The following is a 19,490-nucleotide window of genomic DNA, read 5'->3' as shown; positions in this document are numbered from 1 at the left end:
GCAATAACGCTGCACTGTGCCATAGCGGAATTATGCTGTAGGGTTGCTTTGCTTGTGAATCCTTGCATAACAAGGAGGCCCCGCACCACGCTTGCAGCCCACGCGTCAAAACTGTCATAGGTCCTGTCAGCGCAGACCCCATGACGCGTTGGATGCACGGGCTGCGATTGGTCTGGCACCGTTAGCAGACGAGCGCAGCGGTATGGCAATCAACTGTTTTTGCGGTAGATGGTGCGTAGGCCTTTGAGAATCAGGTCGGGGTCGACGATGTCGATCATTGTGGTGCCTTGTTCGAGGATATGGCACATGCCACCTGTGGCAATGACCTTGAAATCCTCGTCGATTTCGCGGCGGAACTGCGTGATCGTGTACTCAACGCCGCCAATGAAACTGTAGTAGGCACCAGCCTGCATGGCGTCCCTCGTGTTGCGGGCCAGCACGGACTTGGGTTGTGCAATCTCGATTTCCGGCAATGCCGCGGTGGAACTTGACATGGCTTGGGCCTGCGCGCGAATACCGGCCATGATCAGACCGCAAGTGATCGTGGCGTCAGCCGTCACATAATTGAACGTCGTGGCCGTACCCAAATCAAGCACGAGCAGCGGGCCACCATGCTCATAGTAAGCGCCCACGCAATCCACAAGACAATCAGCTCCCAACGTTTTGGGTTCATCAATGCGCACATTGATGCCCGTACGGATGCCCGGCCCCCCAACCATCGGATCAATATCAAGATACTTGACGAGCATCGTTATCATCGTCTGCTGCACTTTGGGCACCACGGAAGCTATGATCACATCTTCCACATCAGACATGTGGTAGCCGCTCATGGCCAGGAATTGGCGAAGCATCAATCCGTATTCATCAGCCGTATGGGCGGTTTTGGTAGCGATGCGATAGCGTCCTGTGATGGTGTCGCCCTCAAGGAAACCCCACAGAATATTCGTGTTGCCGATATCCATCGCAATAATCATCATGCCTCCTGCCGGGTGCCTGCCGCTGGCATGGCTTCTTAGCCTATGCCGCCGTTCAACCGGGCGCTTCGCCGAGCCATTCGCCGGTTTCTTGAGTCCATTCATTGGTCACACTTATGGATATGGCGTGAATGAGCCCTAGCCATAAGTATCGTCTTGACTTTACAATAACGCATGGCAACTGACTCAACGGGCAGTAAGCCGATTATGAACCCCCGCAGGGGATGCAGGTTGGACCGCATACGGTACTTGGCTGGGTTGCCATACAGGCCGACGCGAGTTGCAGCCACCATTGTCTGCCCCAACAACACAACAGAAGAAAGATCGCGAGAAGACGATGACCGATTCCAACGGAGCGCACGAACCACACGGCGCAACCGGCCATGAGGCACCAACTTCCACCAACAACCCCAACGCCACCACCAATGGCACGTCAAACATGCCTGGCGCAACCGGCAGCCTTGACCCCACGCTACAAGCGGCCTCCACTGCCGCCACGCGCAACAAACCGCCAGTCTGGGCCATCATATTGGCGGTGCTCGCAGTGCTTGCCGTCATCATCGGCAGCATCGCGGCAATCCGCACACTGACCTCGTCCAATGACACGCCAGCCGGCCATAAGGAATCCAACGTAACAATTGGCGTCAAACTGGCACCCACAAACCTTGACATCCGCAACACGGCCGGATCGGCACTCGACCAGGTGCTGATTGACAATGTGTACGAAGGCCTGCTCGACCGCGGCGCCGACAACGGCGTACAACCCGGCATCGCGCAAAGCTGGGACGTCAGTGATGACGGCAAAACCTACACGTTCGAACTGGCCGACGGCATGACATTCTCCAACGGCGACACGCTCGACTCGCAAGATGTGGTGTGGTCGCTCAACGAAGCCATCAAGCAGGGCTATCACGGCTCGGAATTCCTCTCAGCCGTCGACACAGTTACCGCTTCCGACAGCAGCACAGTCATCATCACACTCAAGGAGCCTGACGCCGACCTGCTGTGGAATCTGACGGGCCGTGCCGGCCTGATCTACGACGAAGAGGCCGAAGGCAGCTACGATCCCAAGACGCAAGCACTGGGGTCAGGCCCGTTCACCGTGGAGCAGTTCACGGCCGACGACTCAATCACACTCAAGCGCAACGACGAATACTGGGGCAAAAACAAGGCGAAAACCGAGCAGATCACCATCAAATATTTCACCGACAACAATGCGGCCGTCAACGCGTTGAAGTCGGGAGACGTGGCGCTGCTCGCCCCGATCATGCCCAACGTCATGCAAACATTCGCTGACGACCCCGAACATTATGACGTGCAACCGGGCGATGACACCGACAAATACACATTGGCCATGAACAATGGCGACGGCCATGCCACCAACGACAAACGCGTGCGCCAAGCCATCCGTTACGCCATTGACCATGATGAACTCATTGCAGCCCGCGGTGGCGTCGACCTGCCGCTCTACGGTCCCATTCCCGAACTTGACCCCGGCTACGAGGACCTGAGCGCGCTCTACCCGCATGATGTGGCCAAAGCCAAGCAGTTGCTGGCTGAAGCGGGCTACAACGAGCAGCATCCGCTGAAACTGACGTTGACCTACCCGAACATTTACGGCTCGGAAATCGGCGACATGCTGCGCTCGCAGCTGGCGCAAGCCGGCATTGATCTGGACGTGCAGGAAGTTGAGTTCTCCACGTGGCTTGAGCAGGTGTACACGAACAAGCAGTATGACCTTTCGCTCGTGGACCACAACGAGAGCCATGACATTGGCAGCTGGGCCAATCCCGACTATTACTTCAACTACAACAACAAGCAAGTCCAGCAGCTGATTAACGACGCCCGCACAGCGCCCACGGAACAGGAATCCGAAGCCAAGCTCAAGCAGGCCGCTCGCATCATCTCCGAGGATGCGGCCGCCGACTGGCTGTTCAACTACCGTGTTACCACGGCCATGGCCAAGGGCGTTGAAGGTTTCCCAGTCAATATGAACCAGTCGTTCATGCCGCTGGTGGACTTCACCTATACCAAGCAGTGAGGTGAGCTCGCACCCATGATCCGCTTTCTTGCACGCCGCATTATCACGCTTCTTGTGGCACTCGTGGCCATTTCAATCGTGATTTTTCTGCTGCTGCGCGTGCTTCCCGGTGACCTTGCGCTCGTCATGGCCGGTGTGAACGCGCCCGCTTCCCGCGTGGAGGCGTTGCGTACACAACTTGGTCTTGATGAGCCGCTGGGCATGCAATACCTGCACTGGCTAGGGTCACTGTTGCATGGCGATCTGGGTGCGTCCCAACTTACAGGCCGTCCTGTGGCGTCACTTGTGGCCACGCGCGCCGCTATCACCTTCCCGTTGATTGGTTTAGGGTTGCTGGTGGCGCTTGTGGTAGGCATACCGTTGGGTTGTGCCGCTGTGTTGGCGCGGTCACGCCGCGTGCGCGCGGTATTCCAGACCATTGCTGTAATCGGCGGCGCCGTACCGGCGTTATGGGCGGGTCTTGTGCTCATTGTGCTGTTCGCCAAAGGTTCAGGACTGCTTCCTCTGTTTCCGAGCCAAGGTTTCCCGCTCAACGCTTGGCACAATCCAGGAGCGGCGTTCATGTCGCTGATTTTGCCGGCTTTGACGGTCGGTTTGATTGTGGGCGCGTCAATCATGCGCTACACGCGTTCCGCTTTGGCTGAGCAGATGCAGTCCGATGTGATCGCCATGGCGATGGCGTGCGGATACACGCGCACCCAGGCTGTGCTGCATGTGGGACTTCGGTTGGCTCTGCCGCAGCTCGTTTCAGTCATCGGTTTGACGTTCGCGGAGATGATCACGGGTGTCATGGTCATTGAGAACCTGTTCGCGCTGCCCGGCATCGGCACTGGATTGATCAACGATGTGGGCCATCGTGATTTGCTGGCTGTGCAAGGGGAGTTGTTCATGCTGGCTGCGTTCTTCCTCGTGATCGGCCTGCTAGTCGACGTGACACACCGTGTGCTCGACCCGAGATTGAAAGGATGAGTTGACATGCAACTATCTCGCTCGTCCCAACCTGGATCGGGGCGTTCGCGTGCCGTTTGGCGCGTGGTGCTCGCCACGATGTGGGCGCATGGTACCGGCCGCTTCGCGTTGGTCGTCATGGCCTTGTGGACGGCCATTGCACTGGTGTCGTTGTTTTGGACTCCGGTCCCGCTCGGCTTGACGGACGGCTTCAACGTTTGGGCGGCTCCGAGCTTAACGCACATCATGGGTACCGATGGCACGGGAGCTGACATGTTCAGCTGGCTGATCGCCGGCATGGGCACCGACCTGTTCATCGTGATCGTGACTGTTGCACTGACAGCAGCCTTGGGATTGCTTGTTGAGTCGTTGATGGTGTCACGTTCGGTCGCGTTGTCGCAAGGTTCAATAGTGACGGTCGACGCGTTGATTTCGATTCCGACAATGCTGATCGCGCTGATGCTGGCCGCTCCGTTGGGTGCCACGGTCATTGGCGTGATTCTGGCGTGCGGTATCGGCTACGGACTCAATTTGGCGCGTGTGGCACGCCCAGCTGCTTTGTTGGCCGCCCGCAGCGCGTATGTGGAATCGGCGCGCGCGAACGGCGCGTCGGCTGTGCGTGTGTTCTTCACGCACATCGTGCCCAACTGCATGCCCGTCATGATAGTGCAGCTCTCACTGTCCGCCGGCACGGCGCTGCTTGCGGAGGCCGGCTTGACATATTTGGGTATCGGTGTTCCGTCCGGCACACCCAGTTTGGGTCGATCAATTGCTACTTCCGTGTCGCTCATTACGGTCCATCCCACCACAGTCATCTGGCCCGGACTTACAGCCACGATCCTTGTGGTGGCATTGAACCTGCTTGGCGACAACCTTCGTGATGCGATTGATCCATTGCGTAATCCGGCGTTGCGACAGTTGGGCCATGCGGTGCAGTCGTCCGATGCGGCACCAGAGCGGGAGGCATGATGCTCGATATCCGCGATCTCAATATCACGATTGGCAACCGCCAAATCATTCACGACGTGTCGATGACGATTGATGCGGGCGCGCGCGTTGGTCTGATCGGTTCCTCAGGTTCGGGCAAATCGATGATTTCGCGTGCCGTCATGGGATTGCTACCTGTGGACGCCACAGTGAGCGGATCCATACAACTGGCGGGACATGAACTGGTGGACTTGAACGACCATGAGATGGCCGCGTTGCGTGGTTCCACGATGAGCATGGTGTTTCAAAATCCGCGTAATGCGTTGAATCCTGTGCTGACGGTGGGCCAGCAAATCGCATTGCCGTTGAAGTTGCATTATGCGTTGTCGCGTGAGGACCGCGAGCGCCGTGTGCGCGCAATGCTCGAACGGGTGGAACTGCCGCAAGACGTGTTTGCCCGTAGTACTGGTGAGCTGTCTGGCGGCCAGCAGCAGCGTGTGGCCATTGCGACGGCGTTGATTACCTCTCCACGGCTGATTATTGCTGATGAGCCGACGACGGCGTTGGATTCGACGACGCAATGGCAAATCTGCCGGTTGTTGACGTCGCTCGTCGATGATTTGGGTGCCGCAATGTTGTTCATTACGCATGATTTTTCGGTGTTGGCGCATGTGACGACGCGGTGTGTCGTATTGGATGCGGGTCGTGTGGTGGAGCAAGGTTCCACGCGCGCATTGTTGGATTATCCTGCGCATGAGCAAACACGCTCGCTGGTGCAAGCGGCGCAAGCGTTGAGCTTGCATGGTACTGCTGAAGCGTCAGTTGACCGCGTGCGTAGCGAGGAGGGCGGTATCGATGGCTGATGTGGTGTTGGAAGCGACGGGGATTGTGCGCTCCTATGGTCGTGGACGCCATCGTAGTGAAGTGTTGCATGGCGTGGATGTGCGTGTGCATGAGGGTGAATGCGTGGCTGTGGTCGGTCAATCAGGGTCGGGTAAAACCACGTTGACGCGCATCGTGTTCGGTTTGGATGAGCCTGATGCGTCCGTGGCAGGCATGGATGTGCGCTATCGTGGCCGCAGCGTGCTGGGTAGGGCTGGTCGTGACGCGTTGCGCCAGTTGCGTGCCGAGTCGGGCATTGTGTACCAAAATCCGTTTGATTCGCTTGATCCGCGTTGGACGGTGGGTAAATCAGTGGCTGAACCGTTGCGGCTGTTGCATCGTTTGGATGCGGATCGTGTGACTGATGCTGCTGTGGATGAGGCGGTGGCGCAAGCATTGCGCACCGTGGCATTGGATCCTGATGAATTCGTATGGCGATACCCTGTGGATATGTCTGGTGGCCAGGCCCAGCGGGCGGCGATTGCACGTGCCATTGTTAAACATCCCGAGGTGTTGTTGGCTGATGAGCCGATGAGTGCGATTGATGTGGCGGCCCGTTTGCAGATTATTGACGCGTTGCAAGCGGCCCGCGCCCGCAATCCGCGTATGGCCATCGTCATGGTGTCGCATGATTTGGGCGTGGTGCAGCAATTGGCTGACCGCATTGTGGTGATGGTGGATGGTGCCATCGTGGAGCAAGGTCCCACTGATGAGGTGATTCACAATCCGCAGCATGCGTACACGCGTGAACTGATTGCGGCCGCCACACTCTGAATGCGGATGGTGCAGGCGCGAGCGCGCATACGCATATGTGGTCAAATCGTCACGGCTTGCTGTAACGGTATGTTCATGACGCTGGGCGCACGCTACAGTGGTGGGCATGAGCGTGATGATTCCTGATGCGACGATTGACGATGCGCAACGCATGTTGCACACCACGTTTGGTTACCCGTCATTCCGTCCAGGCCAGCAGGGCATTATCACCGCGTTGTTGCAAGGTCAGGACGTGTTGGGCGTCATGCCTACGGGCGCTGGCAAATCCGTGTGCTATCAGATTCCGGCCATGCTGTTGCATGGTGTGACGATTGTGGTCTCACCGTTGATTTCGTTGATGCGCGACCAAGTGGATGCGGCCAACGACAATGGCATTCCCGCGGCGTTCATCAACACGTCACAGACGCCCGATGAGCAGGCGCTCGTGTTCCAGCAAGCCTTGGCAGGCCAGATCAAACTGTTGTATGTGGCACCTGAACGCTTGGAAACCAGTCGGTTCCAGGCGTTCGCCACGCGTTGTGACATTGCTTTGGTCGCTGTGGATGAGGCGCATTGCGTGTCGCAATGGGGTCAGGATTTCCGATCGTCATATTTGGGCATTGGCGAATTCATCGCTTCGTTGCCGTCGCGTCCTGTGGTGGCGGCGATGACAGCTACGGCCACGCAGCGTGTGCGCGCTGATATTGTGCGGCTGTTGGGGCTTCATGATCCGCATGTGACGGTGACGGGTTTTGATCGTACGAACTTGTATTTTGATGTGCTGCGATTGGCCAACAAAGACAAAGCCGCTTGGATTATTGACTATTTGCGCACGCATGCGGACCAGTCAGGCATTGTGTATTGTGCGACGCGCAAAGAAACGCAACAGTTGGCTGACACAATCAACGCGGCCTTGAGCACCAGTGGCAAACCTGTGGCCGCCGCATACCATGGCGGCATGGATGGGCAGGCGCGTGACGAGGTACAGCGTGCGTTCGTCAACGATGCCACACCTGTGATTGTGGCGACGAACGCGTTCGGCATGGGCATTGACAAATCGAACGTGCGGTTCGTGATCCACCACAACATGCCCGAAAGTATCGAGGCTTATTATCAGGAAGCCGGTCGAGCGGGTCGTGATGGTGAGCCCAGCCGATGCACATTGCTGTGGAATGACGGTGACGTCGTTACGCGCCGTCGTCTGCTGGATACGGGCCCTGACAATGAACGTTTGAGCGCTGAAGAAATGGATGTGGTGCACACGGCCAAACGGCATTTGCTCGACACGATGATCGGCTACTGCCGTACGGTCACCTGTTTGCACCGGTATATCACCGCGTATTTCGGTGAAAACAGCATCATTGCGGATGAAGGTACGCAGGCATGCCAAGGCGGCTGCGTGAACTGTGATGGTGATGTGCATAGTAGTGATGTGAGCGCCATTGCGCGTGCGATCAGCCGGTGTGTGCATGATGTGGGCCAACGTGTGGGATCTGGCAAAATTGTGCGCATCCTGCGCGGTTCGCAAGCGCAAGACATTGTGCAGATGGGTGCGCAAAGCTTACCGACTTTCGCCATGCTGGCCGACAAGCCCGAAGCCATGATCCGTGACGTGCTCAACCAAATGGCGTCCGACGGCTATTTGACGATTACAGACGGACGCTTGCCCATTGTGATGTTTGGCCCCAAAGCCGCGCAAACCGTGGCACCCGACTTCCATTACGTGATGAAAACCACGCGTGTGGTGCGCAAAGCGGCACCCTCGGCCAACGCGCCAGAACACATGCCCGCGCAGCATACGGCTGTATTCGGCGTTCAAGGAACCGGTGACGACGGGTTGTTTGAAGTGTTGCGGCAATTGCGGTTGCGAATCGCACGCCGCCTGGGCAAACCGCCCTACATCGTGTTCTCCGACAAAACCTTGCATGACATGGCCCATCGGCGTCCTGATTCACCCGATGCGATGCTTGAGGTATCAGGCGTGGGCGCGGCCAAACTGGAACGCTATGGCGACGAATTCCTCGAGGCCATTCGCACGTTCGAACAATGAACAACAGCAAGTCGCACCCATCACGGACGCCTGACTCATCCGAGCACACGCCGCGCTAGTGTGGCATATGGCGTATTACATTGATTGCGACCCGCATACAGGCACGGTTTTCCACGTTGGCACAACAGCTGAGGAAAGGAATATCAGATGAGCGACCAGGCACGACCCATGCCCGAAAGTTTTGAGCTCGACCACACGAAAGTCAAAGCGCCGTACGTGCGGTTCATCGACACGCAAACCGGCCCCAACGGAGATGTGATTTCCAATTACGATTTGCGTCTCGTCCAACCCAATGAGCAAGCCATTCCCACGGGCGGCTTGCACACGATTGAGCACACGATCGCCGTGCTGCTGCGCGAACGTATTCCCGGATACATCGATTGTTCCCCGTTCGGATGCCGCACGGGATTCCACCTGTTGACCTGGGGTGAACATTCGACCGAAGACGTGGCGCGTGCGCTCAAAGAATCATTGACGTTCATCGCCGAAGAAGCCACATGGGATGATGTGCCGGCCACCACAGTGGAAAGTTGCGGCAATTACCGCGACCATAGCCTGTTTACGGCCAAGCAGTGGTGCCGTGACATTCTGGCCCAGGGCATCAGCTCCGACCCGTTTGAACGCCATGTCGTGTGAACCGGTAACGCCGGCAGCCAGTTTGCGCCGGTTCCGCTTGGCCACAATCCACGATATTGATGCCATGCAGCGTATCTATGCTCGTGCGCGTGAACTGATGAGTGCACGAGGCAATCCCACACAATGGGGGATGTCCTATCCGACGCGTGACGTGATTGAACAGGACATTCGCCATCATCAGGTCATGCTGTTCGTCGACGATGTGATTGATAATGCCGGCTCCAGCGCATCTAATGGTGCGGACAGCGACGGCACCATGCCGCATGCCGTGCCACAGGAACGCATCCTCGCCCAATTCGCACTGTGCCCAGGACCCGACCCGGATTATGCGCACATTGAAGGCGCATGGCTGGACGACGACCCGTATGTGGCAATCCATCGCGTGGCGTCCGCAGGGCTGGTGCGACATGCGGCGCGTGACGCAATCGCCTGGGTTGTGGAGCATCACGGCAACGTGCGCGTCGACACGCATCCGAACAACCATGCGATGCAACATACGTTGGAAACCATGGGTTTTGCACGCTGCGGCCTCATCCAGGTGTCGGACCGCGAGTATGATGCCACACGCATCGCCTACCAGCGTCATGAATGGTGAATTGCATGGCAGGCCCCCGGTTTGTCACATGCCTGTCATTGAAGCGGACAACAATGGTGGGCATGACTGTAGACGCCGCGGGCCTGACCCGCTTCGACCATCCGAACCTTCAAGCGAACTATGAGCGCGCATGCCGCCGATACCCGGCACAAGCCATCGTTGACCTGGCCGCATTGCGCGACAACATGCGCCATCTCGTTGAGATCGTCAACGCCGACCCCGCCAAACCGCATCGTACCGAGGTGATGGGTGTCGTCAAAGCCGACGCCTATGGCCATGGTCTGGTTCCTGCCGCGCTCGCCGCATTGGCCGGAGGAGCCACGTGGCTCGGCACGGCTCAAGCCCATGAAGCGTTGGAACTGCGCCGTGCCGGCATCGGTCCTGAACGTGCACGCATCCTGACCTGGGTCAACGACCCGTATGAAGTGCCATACGATGAGCTGCTGCGCCAGCACATTGATGTGTCGGTCGGCACACCGGATGCGGTGGAACAGCTCGCCAAAGCGGCCGAAGCCGTACAACGGTTCGTACGCGGCGCAGATCCGATTGTGGCGCATGTGCATGTCAAAGTCGACACGGGATTTGGACGCAACGGCTTCACACTCAACCAGCTTGACCTCATAGCTCCGCGGCTCAAACAATTGCAGGATGCCGGTCTGTTTGAAATCACCGGGCAGTGGAGCCATCTGGCTGTGGCCGACGCGCCTGACGTGCCCGAATTCGTGCATGAAACCGACGAACAAGTCGCACGGTTTGAAGAGTTCACGCGTCATATGCAGGAAGCCGGCATTGAGCCGCGCATCCGCCATCTGGCCAATACGGCCGCCACGTTGAGCCGCCCTGAAATCCATTACGACCTCGTACGCCCAGGCGTTGCACTCTACGGTTATGAACCAGATCCAGCCATGGGCACACCGCAAGACTACGGGCTGACACCAGCCATGACGTTGCAAGCGCAATTGAGTTCCGTCAAACATGTGCCACAAGGCACCGGATTAAGCTATGGCCGTGTCTATGTGACCGACGCACCCACCTCAGTCGCCATTGTTCCCGTCGGATACGCCGACGGCATCCACCGTTCCGCATCAGGATTCGACCGCTGCGGTTCACGCCACGAAGACCGTAAGGGCGGTCCGGTCGCGTTCATGACACGTGATGGCGTGCAAGTGCGCCACGTGTCGGGTCGCGTATGCATGGACCAGTTCATTGTGGACCTTCACGGTGATGCGAAGGAACTTGGCATTGACATTGGTGACACTGTGCAACTGTTCGGACCGGGCCGTGGCGAAGCCTACGGCGAACCCACAGCCGACGACTGGGCGAAAGCCGCGGACACGATCAGCTACGAGATTTTCACCTGCTTGCGCAACCGCGTGCCCAGGCTCTACCGCAACGCGGCGAGCGTATTGGACGCCGATGACCTTGCCATGCTTGACCAAAACGCCCTAATCTAAGCTCCAATAGCAACGAACATCGTGCATGCGCTGGAGACCTTCCGCGAAGGCGCCAGCCAGCGTATGCACGGGGAGGCACTTGCAAACGTGAGTGCTTCCAGTGGGCGCGGGGGAAATCAGCATGAACGAAATCTTTGCACAGCGACGCAGCAGTGAACGGCCCACACCGCGCCAAATTGAACAGGGCTACAACGAGCATGACGTGGCACGCTGGGCGCCGGAAGGACCCAAATCCGAGCAACGCTCAGCATTCGCGCGCGACCGGGCGCGGCTGATCCACTCGTCAGCGTTACGCAGGTTGGGCGCCAAAAGCCAGGTACTCGTGGCCGGCACGGACGATTTTGCGCGAACGCGCCTGACCCACACGCTGGAAGTCGCGCAAATCGGCCGGCAAATGGCGCGCATGCTCGCCCTCGACCCCGACGTGGTCGACTGCGCATGCCTGGCCCACGATCTGGGCCACCCGCCGTTCGGACACATCGGGGAGGCGGCGCTCGCCGAACTGGCCACCGATATTGGCGGATTTGAAGGCAACGCGCAAACGTTGCGCGTGCTCACGCGGCTGGAACCCAAAGTGTTCTTCCCTGATCATCGTGAAGGGGACACGATCACTGTTACGGGACGCAGCGCCGGAGTCAACTTGACGCGCGCCGCGTTGGATGCGGCTGTCAAATACCCGTGGGGCTACGCTCAAGCGGCTTTGCATCCCAAAGGGGAGCGCAGTGCCAAATTCGGCGTGTATCCGGACGACGAACCCGTGTTCGCATGGCTCAAGCAGGGACTGCCGGAAGGCGTCTCAGAAACGGCGACACCGATGGAATGCCAAGTCATGGACCTGTCGGACGACATCGCCTACAGTGTGCATGATTTTGAAGACGCCGTGGCCACGGGCGCGTTGGATCCCACCACACTGCGCAACCCGCATGAATTGGACGAGATTGTGTTGCAGACGCGCCAGTGGTACGGCACGCAGTGGGAACCCGGCAAACTGTATGCCGCGTTCGACCGTCTGGACGGCCTTGGCGCGTTCCCCCATGAGTTTACGGGCACACGCCGTGACTTGGCACAACTGAAAAACGTGACAAGCACGCTGATCGGCCGATTCGCCAGTTCCACGGAACAAGCCACGCGCGAGCAGCACGGACCCGGACCGCTAGCCCGTTATGCGGCGCGGCTCGTCGTACCGGAACGCACGCGCTACGAAATCCTGATTCTCAAAGGCCTGGCCGTGCACTACGTGATGGAGCCCTACCAGAGCGTGGCCATACGCGACCACCAACAGCAGATTGTCAAAGACCTGGTCGGCGTGATGATGGCCGACTCGCCCGCACCATCCTTGGCGTTGGAACCCGTGTTCCTCGAGGACTGGCAGGCGGCGCGCACGGCCGGGCAGCGGTTGCGCGTGGCCATCGACCAGGTGGCGAGCCTGACGGACGGCTCAGCCATGACGATGCACACGCTGTTGTGCTCGTAACCGGTGGACTGCTGCAACGGCGTGTCCCAGCATGTTGCCGGCCGCGGCTGTGCCGTCGGGGGAGTCGGCAGCGGCGTGGTCAAGCCAAGCAACTCGCCTCACGGCCGGACTGTACTAAGCTGGTGCGGTATGGCCGGCATGATCAGCAAAGCAGATATCGAACAGGTGCGCGCACGCGCCGATCTTTACGACATCGTCTCCTCGTCGGTCACGCTCAAGCCGTCAGGCATGGGCTCCTACGTGGGCCTGTGCCCGTTCCATGACGAGAAAACGCCGAGTTTCAACGTGCGTCCGGTCATGGGCATGTGGCATTGTTTCGGTTGCGGCCGTGGCGGTGACGTGTTCGGCTACGTGCAGGAACACGAGAACATCGACTTCCGTGAAGCTGTGGAACTGCTGGCCGACAAGTACGGCATTGAACTGCATTATGAAGCGGGTTCGAAACATCCCGAAACGCAAGGCTCCACGCGCGCCCGGTTGTTGCAGGCCAATGAGGAGGCCCAACGGTTTTTCACGTCCCAACTGGTCACGGAAGAAGCGCTTCCGGCCCGCAAGATGCTCGGCGGACGCAACTTTTCGCAGGCTGACTGTGAGCGGTTCGGCTGCGGATATGCGCCGCGCGGCTGGGACAATCTCGTGCGTCACTTGGCTGGCAAAGGGTTCACGCAGCAGGAAATGCTGGACGCCGGTCTGGCCCGTCAAGGACAGCGCGGCATTTATGATTATTTCCGTGGTCGCGTCACATGGCCAATCCGTGACTCCACAGGCCGCACGCTCGGATTTGGCGCGCGCAAACTCTACGACGACGACACGATCCAAGCCAAATACATCAACACGCCAGACACGCAGTTGTATCGCAAAACCCAAGTGTTGTATGGCATTGACCTGGCCAAACCGTCGATTGTCAAAAAACGCCAGGTCGTGGTCGTGGAAGGCTACACCGATGTGATGGCCATGCATTTGGCCGGAGTCGACACGGCCGTAGCCACCTGTGGCACAGCATTCGGTGCCGAACACGCCAAAATAGTACGCCGTCTGATTCGTGACGATTCCATGGGAGCCGTGAACCTCGTGGGCCCCATGCGCGTGGACGGCGAACAGTTGAGCTCACGCATCGTGTTCACGTTTGACGGTGATGCGGCAGGGCAGAAAGCCGCAATCCACGCGTTCGGTCTTGACGCGCGTTTCCTGTCGCAAACATTCGTGGCCGTGGCACAAGACAATCTTGACCCGTGCGACCTGCGCATTGAACATGGTGACGAGGCGCTGCGCTCGCTCGTGGCGCATGCCGAACCGCTCTATGACTTTGTGATCAACACGGCGATCAGCCGGTTCGACACGTCATACACGCCGGGCCAAGTCGGTGCCATGCATGCTGTGGCGCCGTTGATTGCGCAGATCCGTGACAAGTCGATGCTCGACATGTATACGCGTAAAGCGGCCGGCCGTATCGGCGTGCCCGTGGACCAGATGCGCGACCTGGTCAAAACCGAACGGCGTCGCCAGCATGTGCGCGATGTGGACGTGTATGCGCCCGAGCGCAAACCGTTCCCCGATGGCGGCCAGATGGCTGCGGGCATGGCACAAGGGCCGTATCAGGACATGGCTGCCGCACGGCGTCAGCAGATGCATGAAACGGCCGTCAACCAACGCTATTACCTGGTTGATGACGCCGTGTTTATGACCGAGCAACAGTTCATGGCCACACTCGTGCAAATTCCTCGCGCCATTGACCCGCAACAGTTTGGTGAACTGACTATCAACAGTTTCATGACGAGCGTGTTCCGCACGATGTTCCAGGCGGTTGCGGTGGCGGGAGGCCTGCCTGACCCGTCCATGCCGCAAGGTCTGTGGCTGCATGAGCTGAGCAAGGCCGGAGGCCCTGTGCTCGCTGGCGTGATCAATGAACTGGCTGTGCAGGATCTGCCGTTGCCGGCCAGTGAAGCCGACATGGCCGCCGCTGACCCCAACGCTGACCGTTCCGCCATCCAATTGCGTCCGGCCACGGAAGCGGAGCGTGCGTTTGCACGGCAGTTGACGGCCAGGCTGCTCGATTTGGGGTATATGCGCCAGATTGGCGGTCTGAAACTGCAAATGTCGCATATGGTTGAAGGACCCGACAAGATTGCGATGCTGGGTGCGATTGCCGACCTTGAGCGCAAGCGGGCCCAGCTTAAGGAACAGATTTATGGAAATGGGTCATTGGTCTAATCTGTGCCTAAGTAACGCTTGTGATTGCCGAGGATGTTCCGTCACCTACAAGCCGAGGGGTAAAGCGGGGAATTGCCCCTCGTTAAGCGCGTACACTTTTATTGGAAAAGGAGCGGATTGGGACCCTTTCAGACGCCAACGTCAGAAGGGATGAGTGTGTCGGCACTTCACTGTGGGAACGGGAGGAGCAGTGATGGTGAAGGACGAGAGAGAAGGGGCTGATCTGGGCCCATGGATGGTGGTGATGGCCATCATTGCTGTCTTGCTTGCCCTGTACACGACCTATGGTGAGGTGGGAGCCCATGCCGCCGGGATGCAAACCGATGTGTATACCTCTCGCAATGATGATGCCTCACGGTTGCATCCGGACCTCAACGATGCCACTAAAAACAATGTGCCGGCAACCCCTATGACCGTCCATGACCGCACAATCATGAACAAAGTCAACACGTCGCTTGGCCTTGATGCCAACGGACGTCCCCATGCGTTCCATAAGAACGTGAACAACACTCTGGCCACAGTCTCGTGGTGGACGCAGACGGGAGTGAATGATTCGGGGCAAACCGTCAACTCGCAAAACACTGATGCAATGTGGTTGAGCCCTCTCAAATCGGGCAGTTATGTGCTCGATGCCGTGTGTGTGGGCACCGGATATTTCACGATTGACATGATGGCCGATGGTGGCGAAGTCAATGATGGCATCGTGCAATGCGAGCCTGACGAAGTATCCTCGACGACTATTGAAGTACCGGTCAATGAGCCGGGCGAGCATATTGCGGTGCGTTTCATTCCACAAGGGCAGACGCGTGCCGCTGCGGGGTTCCGCGTGGAATCGGTGGCCAGGTTGGGTGGTATGTGACAGCGTTTGTTCCGGCGAGATATGCAAACGTCGGGAAGCAAACCCAATGATTCGTAAGACAAGAGATGGTTTATGTTCCGAACGGCCGGCATTTCACCACGCCTCAACCCCAAAAGGGCATGATTTCCAGTAGAATTATGCCCGTTTGAACAACGCGCACGGAGGACTGATGCGACAACAGTTGCAATATTGGCTCAAGAACGAGACCATTCTCATTGTCGCTACGATCTTGGCGTTGGTATCGTGCTTCATCGTACCGCCCGACGGCCAGTATTGGAGCTATGTGCATGTCAGCACCATCGCCCAGTTGTGCTGTTTGATGCTCGTCGTGGTGGGATTGCAGCGCATTGGCGTGTTCCGCATCATCGGTTCCAAACTGTTGCGCCGCGTGTCCACGGCGCGAGGCCTGGTCATCACCTTGTTGGGCTTGACGTTCGTTTCAGCCATGTTCATTACGAACGACGTGGCGCTGGTGACGTTTGTGCCGTTCGCCCTGGCTGTGTTGACGATGGCGCATATGGAAAGCAAATCGATTCTCGTGTGTTCGTTGCTGACCGTAGCCGCGAACTGCGGTTCGATGCTCACGCCTATTGGTAATGCGCACAACCTGTATCTTAAGGCGCTTACCGGCATGTCGACTTGGCGCTTCCTTGAAATCATGGCTCCCTATTCGGGTCTTGCCGCCGTGTTGCTCGTGGCGATCAGCTGGTTCGTATTTGGCAAGAAACCCGTGTCCGAATTCCGCGGGCTCGATAGCGAAGGCATTGAAAAAGGCGTGCTCGCTCCTTCCGATGATGCGACGCGGCCGGATGAGATTCGTGTCACGGGCTATGGTTCGGCGCATGGCGGATGGCGTTCCTGGGTGTACTTGGCTTTGTTCATTGTCTGCGTGCTGACGGTCAGTGATTTGATTCCGCTCTGGGTCATGGTCGTTGTCACATTCGGTACGTTCGTGTTCACAGACCGGCGTGCGTTCCGCCATGTTGACTGGGCGTTGCCGCTCACGTTTATCATGTTCTTTATTTTCATTGGCAACATGAAGCGTGTGCCTGAATTCACCGTGCTGGCTCAGGAGTTTGTGGGGCAGCATCCGTTGGGCGTGTCCGTCATCTTCAGCCAGTTCATTTCCAACGTACCGACCACGCTGTTGCTCTCCGGCTTCTGTGACAAGTGGGTACCGTTGATTATTGGTACGAACTTGGGTGGCATGGGTACAATCATCGCGTCGATGGCGTCCCTGATCACCTACAAGTACGTGACGAAGAAGTTCCCCACCAAAAAGGCCAAATATCTGGGTGCCTACACGGCTGTCAGCTTCGCGTTTCTGATTGTGCTCGTCGGCCTTTCGGTCTTCATCGAGTAGTGGCGCACTCCGTGGCCGCACACTGGTTCGGCCATACTTGAGCAGTAAAGTGCCCCCGGCCGGACTCGAACCGGCAACCGACAGATTAGAAGGCTGTTGCTCTATCCATTGAGCTACGGAGGCAAAGAATTGTTGATTCAGCAGGCTTGCAGACCTGTCTGCATGGCAACGTTACGAATTGTATGAACGATCGCGGGGGTTGTCAAACCATATCGTTCGTTCAGTTCGCACAGCGCAACGCGGTCCGTGAACTCGCGTTCGGCTCCCACGTTGACCACGCGCACCTGTGTGCCGGTTTGTTCAGCCAACTGCTCGTAGAACCGCGTCACTTTGGCGCCCCAGCCGCCTTCCAGCTGCGCGTCCTCGAGCGTGACGACCACGCTGTGATCGTGCGCAAGCTGGCGCAACAACGTTTCATCCACGTCGGAAAACATGACGGGGTCCACCAGCGTCGCTTCAATCGCGTTGGCGTCATCTGCCGCCAGCATGTCCACCACGTCACGTCCCAGCGGCATCGTGTTGCCCAACGCCAGCACGGCCACGCCGCGACCCTGCTTGATTACGCGGGAGGTACGGAAATCCTGCGGGACTATTGTTATTTCCGCACCCGCCTCATCGCCATCACGCCCCAACGTGTGGTTTCTCGCATACTGCAGGCCTTCGCGTTCCGGTTCACCACTGACAAACAATCCCTGAGCGCGGTCAGCGTCAAGAATCTGCGGACCGGGCACGCGAATCATCACGGGACCATCGTTGGCTTGGCTTGTGGCCCAATCCACCATGGCCAACAACTGTTCGCCACTCGTGGGCGCCAACCCGAGCAATCCGGGAATATTGCCAAACATCGCAATGTCAAACGCGCCGGAATGCGTGTTGTCGGCGTCAGACAATCCACCCGAAAACTCGAGCAGCGTCACAGGCGTATGGTTGAGCGCAACCTCCTGCTGCAACTGGTCGACCGTGCGCTGGAAGAACGTGGCCGAAGTGGCCACCACAGGCCGGCCTCCGGCTTTGCCAACGCCTGAAGCGAATGTGACAGCATGCTCTTCGGTGATGCCCGTATCAATGTAATGTGCGCCCGCGCGCTCACGGAATTCACGTGTGATGCCATTGGAACCTGGAGTGGCCGGGGAAATGACCATGAGACCGGGTTCCTCGTCGAAACGCTGTTCCAGCATGGCCATGATCGCGCGGCCATAGGTTTTGCGTGAGCCCAACGGCGCATTGGCTTGCGCCAGCGGGTTTTGCCAATGATTCGCTTCGCAACGGCCTTCGAGCACGCCATAATGAGCATCCTGCTGATCCAGCCCCAAGCCTTTGCATGTATGAATATGCAATACCACGGGATGGTCGGTATCTTTGACCTCGCGCAACGCTTGGATCATCGCGTGCACATCGTTGCCATGCTCCACATAACGGTAATCGAGGCCCAACGCCTCGAACAGGTTCGGTTGTGCCGTGCCCTGCGACTCACGCAAACGCGCCAGTTGGCCATACATGCCGCCATGGTTTTCAGCAATGCTCATCTCGTTGTCATTGAATACGATGATGATGTTGCCGCCCTGCTCAGCCGCATTGTTCAACCCTTCAAACGCCACAGCTGAACTCAACGCGCCATCACCGAGCACAGCGACCACATGGTAGTCGTCATGGTTCATGTCACGCATTTTGGCCAACCCCGTAGCCAGTGACACGGCCGTTCCCGTGTGACCAAGCACAAACTGGTCATGTTCGGATTCTTGCGGATTCGTAAAGCCTGTCACCGTGTCGAATTGCTCCTCATTGACAAATGCACTGGCACGGCCCGTCAATATCTTGTGCACATAACTTTGATGGGACACATCAAACACGATGCGGTCGCGAGGGGAGTCGAACACGGCATGCAACGCCACACACGCTTCCACCAACCCAAGATTTGAGCCGATATGGCCGCCATGCTGTTTGCCATAACGCACCAAGGCCAATCGGATTTGTGCACACAGTTGTTCCAGTTGATCAGCGTCAAGCATCCGCACCTCATCAGGCAAACGCAACGTTCCCAGCAGATCAACGGTCATCGACAGTCACAATCCTTATACTCTTCAGGCAATCCCACACCAAACGTGCGTATCGAGTCTAGCGCACGGGCACCACCTTGGTATTCGCAACTGAAACTCGTGTGGTCAAGGCGATGGGCATGTGCCATGGCCGGCCGTATCGCGGAGACTGGAAAGATAGTGGCGCAATCTGTGGCGGCCACGGAAACCAATAAAAAGAAACGCGGGTTGACAGTGGGTGATGGTGGACAAGCAGGCGGATGACGAGCGGTTGTGCGGTAGGGTGG

The 19,490-nt window shown here is 58.1% G+C and carries 15 protein-coding genes and 1 tRNA gene; 13 read left to right on the top strand and 3 right to left on the bottom strand.

What is annotated here, in order from left to right; translation table 11 throughout:
* Positions 1-209: 209 nt before the first annotated feature.
* Complete coding sequence (locus BGLCM_RS01170) at positions 210-974, bottom strand: type III pantothenate kinase (protein WP_148401454.1); 765 nt, start codon at positions 972-974, stop codon at positions 210-212.
* Between the two features lie 337 nt (positions 975-1,311).
* Here BGLCM_RS01170 and BGLCM_RS01165 point away from each other — a divergent pair, with 337 nt between their 5' ends.
* The 13 genes from BGLCM_RS01165 to BGLCM_RS01105 all read left to right on the top strand — a co-directional run bounded on the left by BGLCM_RS01165 (position 1,312) and on the right by BGLCM_RS01105 (position 17,167).
* Positions 1,312-3,015 carry an ABC transporter substrate-binding protein gene (locus BGLCM_RS01165; RefSeq protein ID WP_044084454.1) on the top strand — a complete coding sequence of 568 codons (1,704 nt, stop codon included), beginning with the start codon at positions 1,312-1,314 and terminating at the stop codon, positions 3,013-3,015.
* A gap of 18 nt (positions 3,016-3,033) precedes the next feature.
* A complete protein-coding gene (locus BGLCM_RS01160; protein WP_044084543.1) occupies positions 3,034-3,984 on the top strand; it encodes an ABC transporter permease in 951 nt (316 codons plus the stop codon).
* Positions 3,985-4,062: 78 nt separating this feature from the next.
* Positions 4,063-4,932: an ABC transporter permease gene (locus BGLCM_RS01155; RefSeq protein ID WP_006295043.1), complete on the top strand. Its 870-nt coding sequence runs from the start codon at positions 4,063-4,065 to the stop codon at positions 4,930-4,932.
* Positions 4,929-5,753, top strand: a complete 825-nt coding sequence (locus BGLCM_RS01150; protein ID WP_006295042.1) for an ABC transporter ATP-binding protein — start codon at positions 4,929-4,931, stop codon at positions 5,751-5,753. Before BGLCM_RS01155 ends, BGLCM_RS01150 begins: the two co-directional genes overlap by 4 nt.
* Complete coding sequence (locus BGLCM_RS01145; RefSeq protein WP_006295041.1) at positions 5,746-6,546, top strand: ATP-binding cassette domain-containing protein; 801 nt, start codon at positions 5,746-5,748, stop codon at positions 6,544-6,546. The genes BGLCM_RS01150 and BGLCM_RS01145 overlap by 8 nt, the downstream gene beginning before the upstream one ends.
* Positions 6,547-6,652: 106 nt before the next feature.
* A complete protein-coding gene (gene recQ, locus BGLCM_RS01140) occupies positions 6,653-8,575 on the top strand; it encodes a DNA helicase RecQ (protein ID WP_006295040.1) in 1,923 nt (640 codons plus the stop codon).
* A 147-nt stretch (positions 8,576-8,722) separates the two neighbouring features.
* Entirely contained in the window at positions 8,723-9,211 is a 489-nt protein-coding gene (locus BGLCM_RS01135; RefSeq protein WP_006295039.1) for an S-ribosylhomocysteine lyase, read from the top strand.
* Positions 9,201-9,806 (top strand): N-acetyltransferase, encoded by a 606-nt coding sequence (locus BGLCM_RS01130; RefSeq protein ID WP_006295038.1) that lies wholly within the window; start codon positions 9,201-9,203, stop codon positions 9,804-9,806. Before BGLCM_RS01135 ends, BGLCM_RS01130 begins: the two co-directional genes overlap by 11 nt.
* 62 nt (positions 9,807-9,868) lie before the next feature.
* The gene (gene alr, locus BGLCM_RS01125) at positions 9,869-11,260 is read left to right on the top strand and encodes an alanine racemase (RefSeq protein ID WP_044084542.1); all 1,392 of its coding nucleotides are present in this window, start codon (positions 9,869-9,871) and stop codon (positions 11,258-11,260) included.
* A 121-nt stretch (positions 11,261-11,381) separates the two neighbouring features.
* Positions 11,382-12,734: a deoxyguanosinetriphosphate triphosphohydrolase gene (locus BGLCM_RS01120; RefSeq protein WP_044084451.1), complete on the top strand. Its 1,353-nt coding sequence runs from the start codon at positions 11,382-11,384 to the stop codon at positions 12,732-12,734.
* A 129-nt stretch (positions 12,735-12,863) separates the two neighbouring features.
* Entirely contained in the window at positions 12,864-14,945 is a 2,082-nt protein-coding gene (gene dnaG / locus BGLCM_RS01115) for a DNA primase (RefSeq protein ID WP_006295035.1), read from the top strand.
* A gap of 193 nt (positions 14,946-15,138) precedes the next feature.
* Complete coding sequence (locus tag BGLCM_RS01110; RefSeq protein WP_006295034.1) at positions 15,139-15,804, top strand: hypothetical protein; 666 nt, start codon at positions 15,139-15,141, stop codon at positions 15,802-15,804.
* Between the two features lie 169 nt (positions 15,805-15,973).
* Positions 15,974-17,167, top strand: coding sequence for an SLC13 family permease (locus tag BGLCM_RS01105; protein ID WP_006295033.1), 1,194 nt, complete (start codon positions 15,974-15,976; stop codon positions 17,165-17,167).
* Between the two features lie 50 nt (positions 17,168-17,217).
* On the opposite strand, the gene BGLCM_RS01100 is transcribed toward BGLCM_RS01105, so the two are convergent.
* Positions 17,218-17,290: transfer RNA gene (locus BGLCM_RS01100), tRNA-Arg, on the bottom strand.
* Positions 17,291-17,304: 14 nt separating this feature from the next.
* Positions 17,305-19,224, bottom strand: a complete 1,920-nt coding sequence (locus BGLCM_RS01095; protein WP_006295032.1) for a 1-deoxy-D-xylulose-5-phosphate synthase — start codon at positions 19,222-19,224, stop codon at positions 17,305-17,307.
* Positions 19,225-19,490: the final 266 nt, after the last annotated feature.

It is taken from the genome of Bifidobacterium gallicum DSM 20093 = LMG 11596 (assembly GCF_000741205.1).
In the GTDB taxonomy this organism is placed as follows: domain Bacteria; phylum Actinomycetota; class Actinomycetes; order Actinomycetales; family Bifidobacteriaceae; genus Bifidobacterium; species Bifidobacterium gallicum.
The sequence above is the reverse complement of the archived record's forward strand: the minus strand, read 5'-3'. Positions and strand labels throughout refer to the sequence as shown.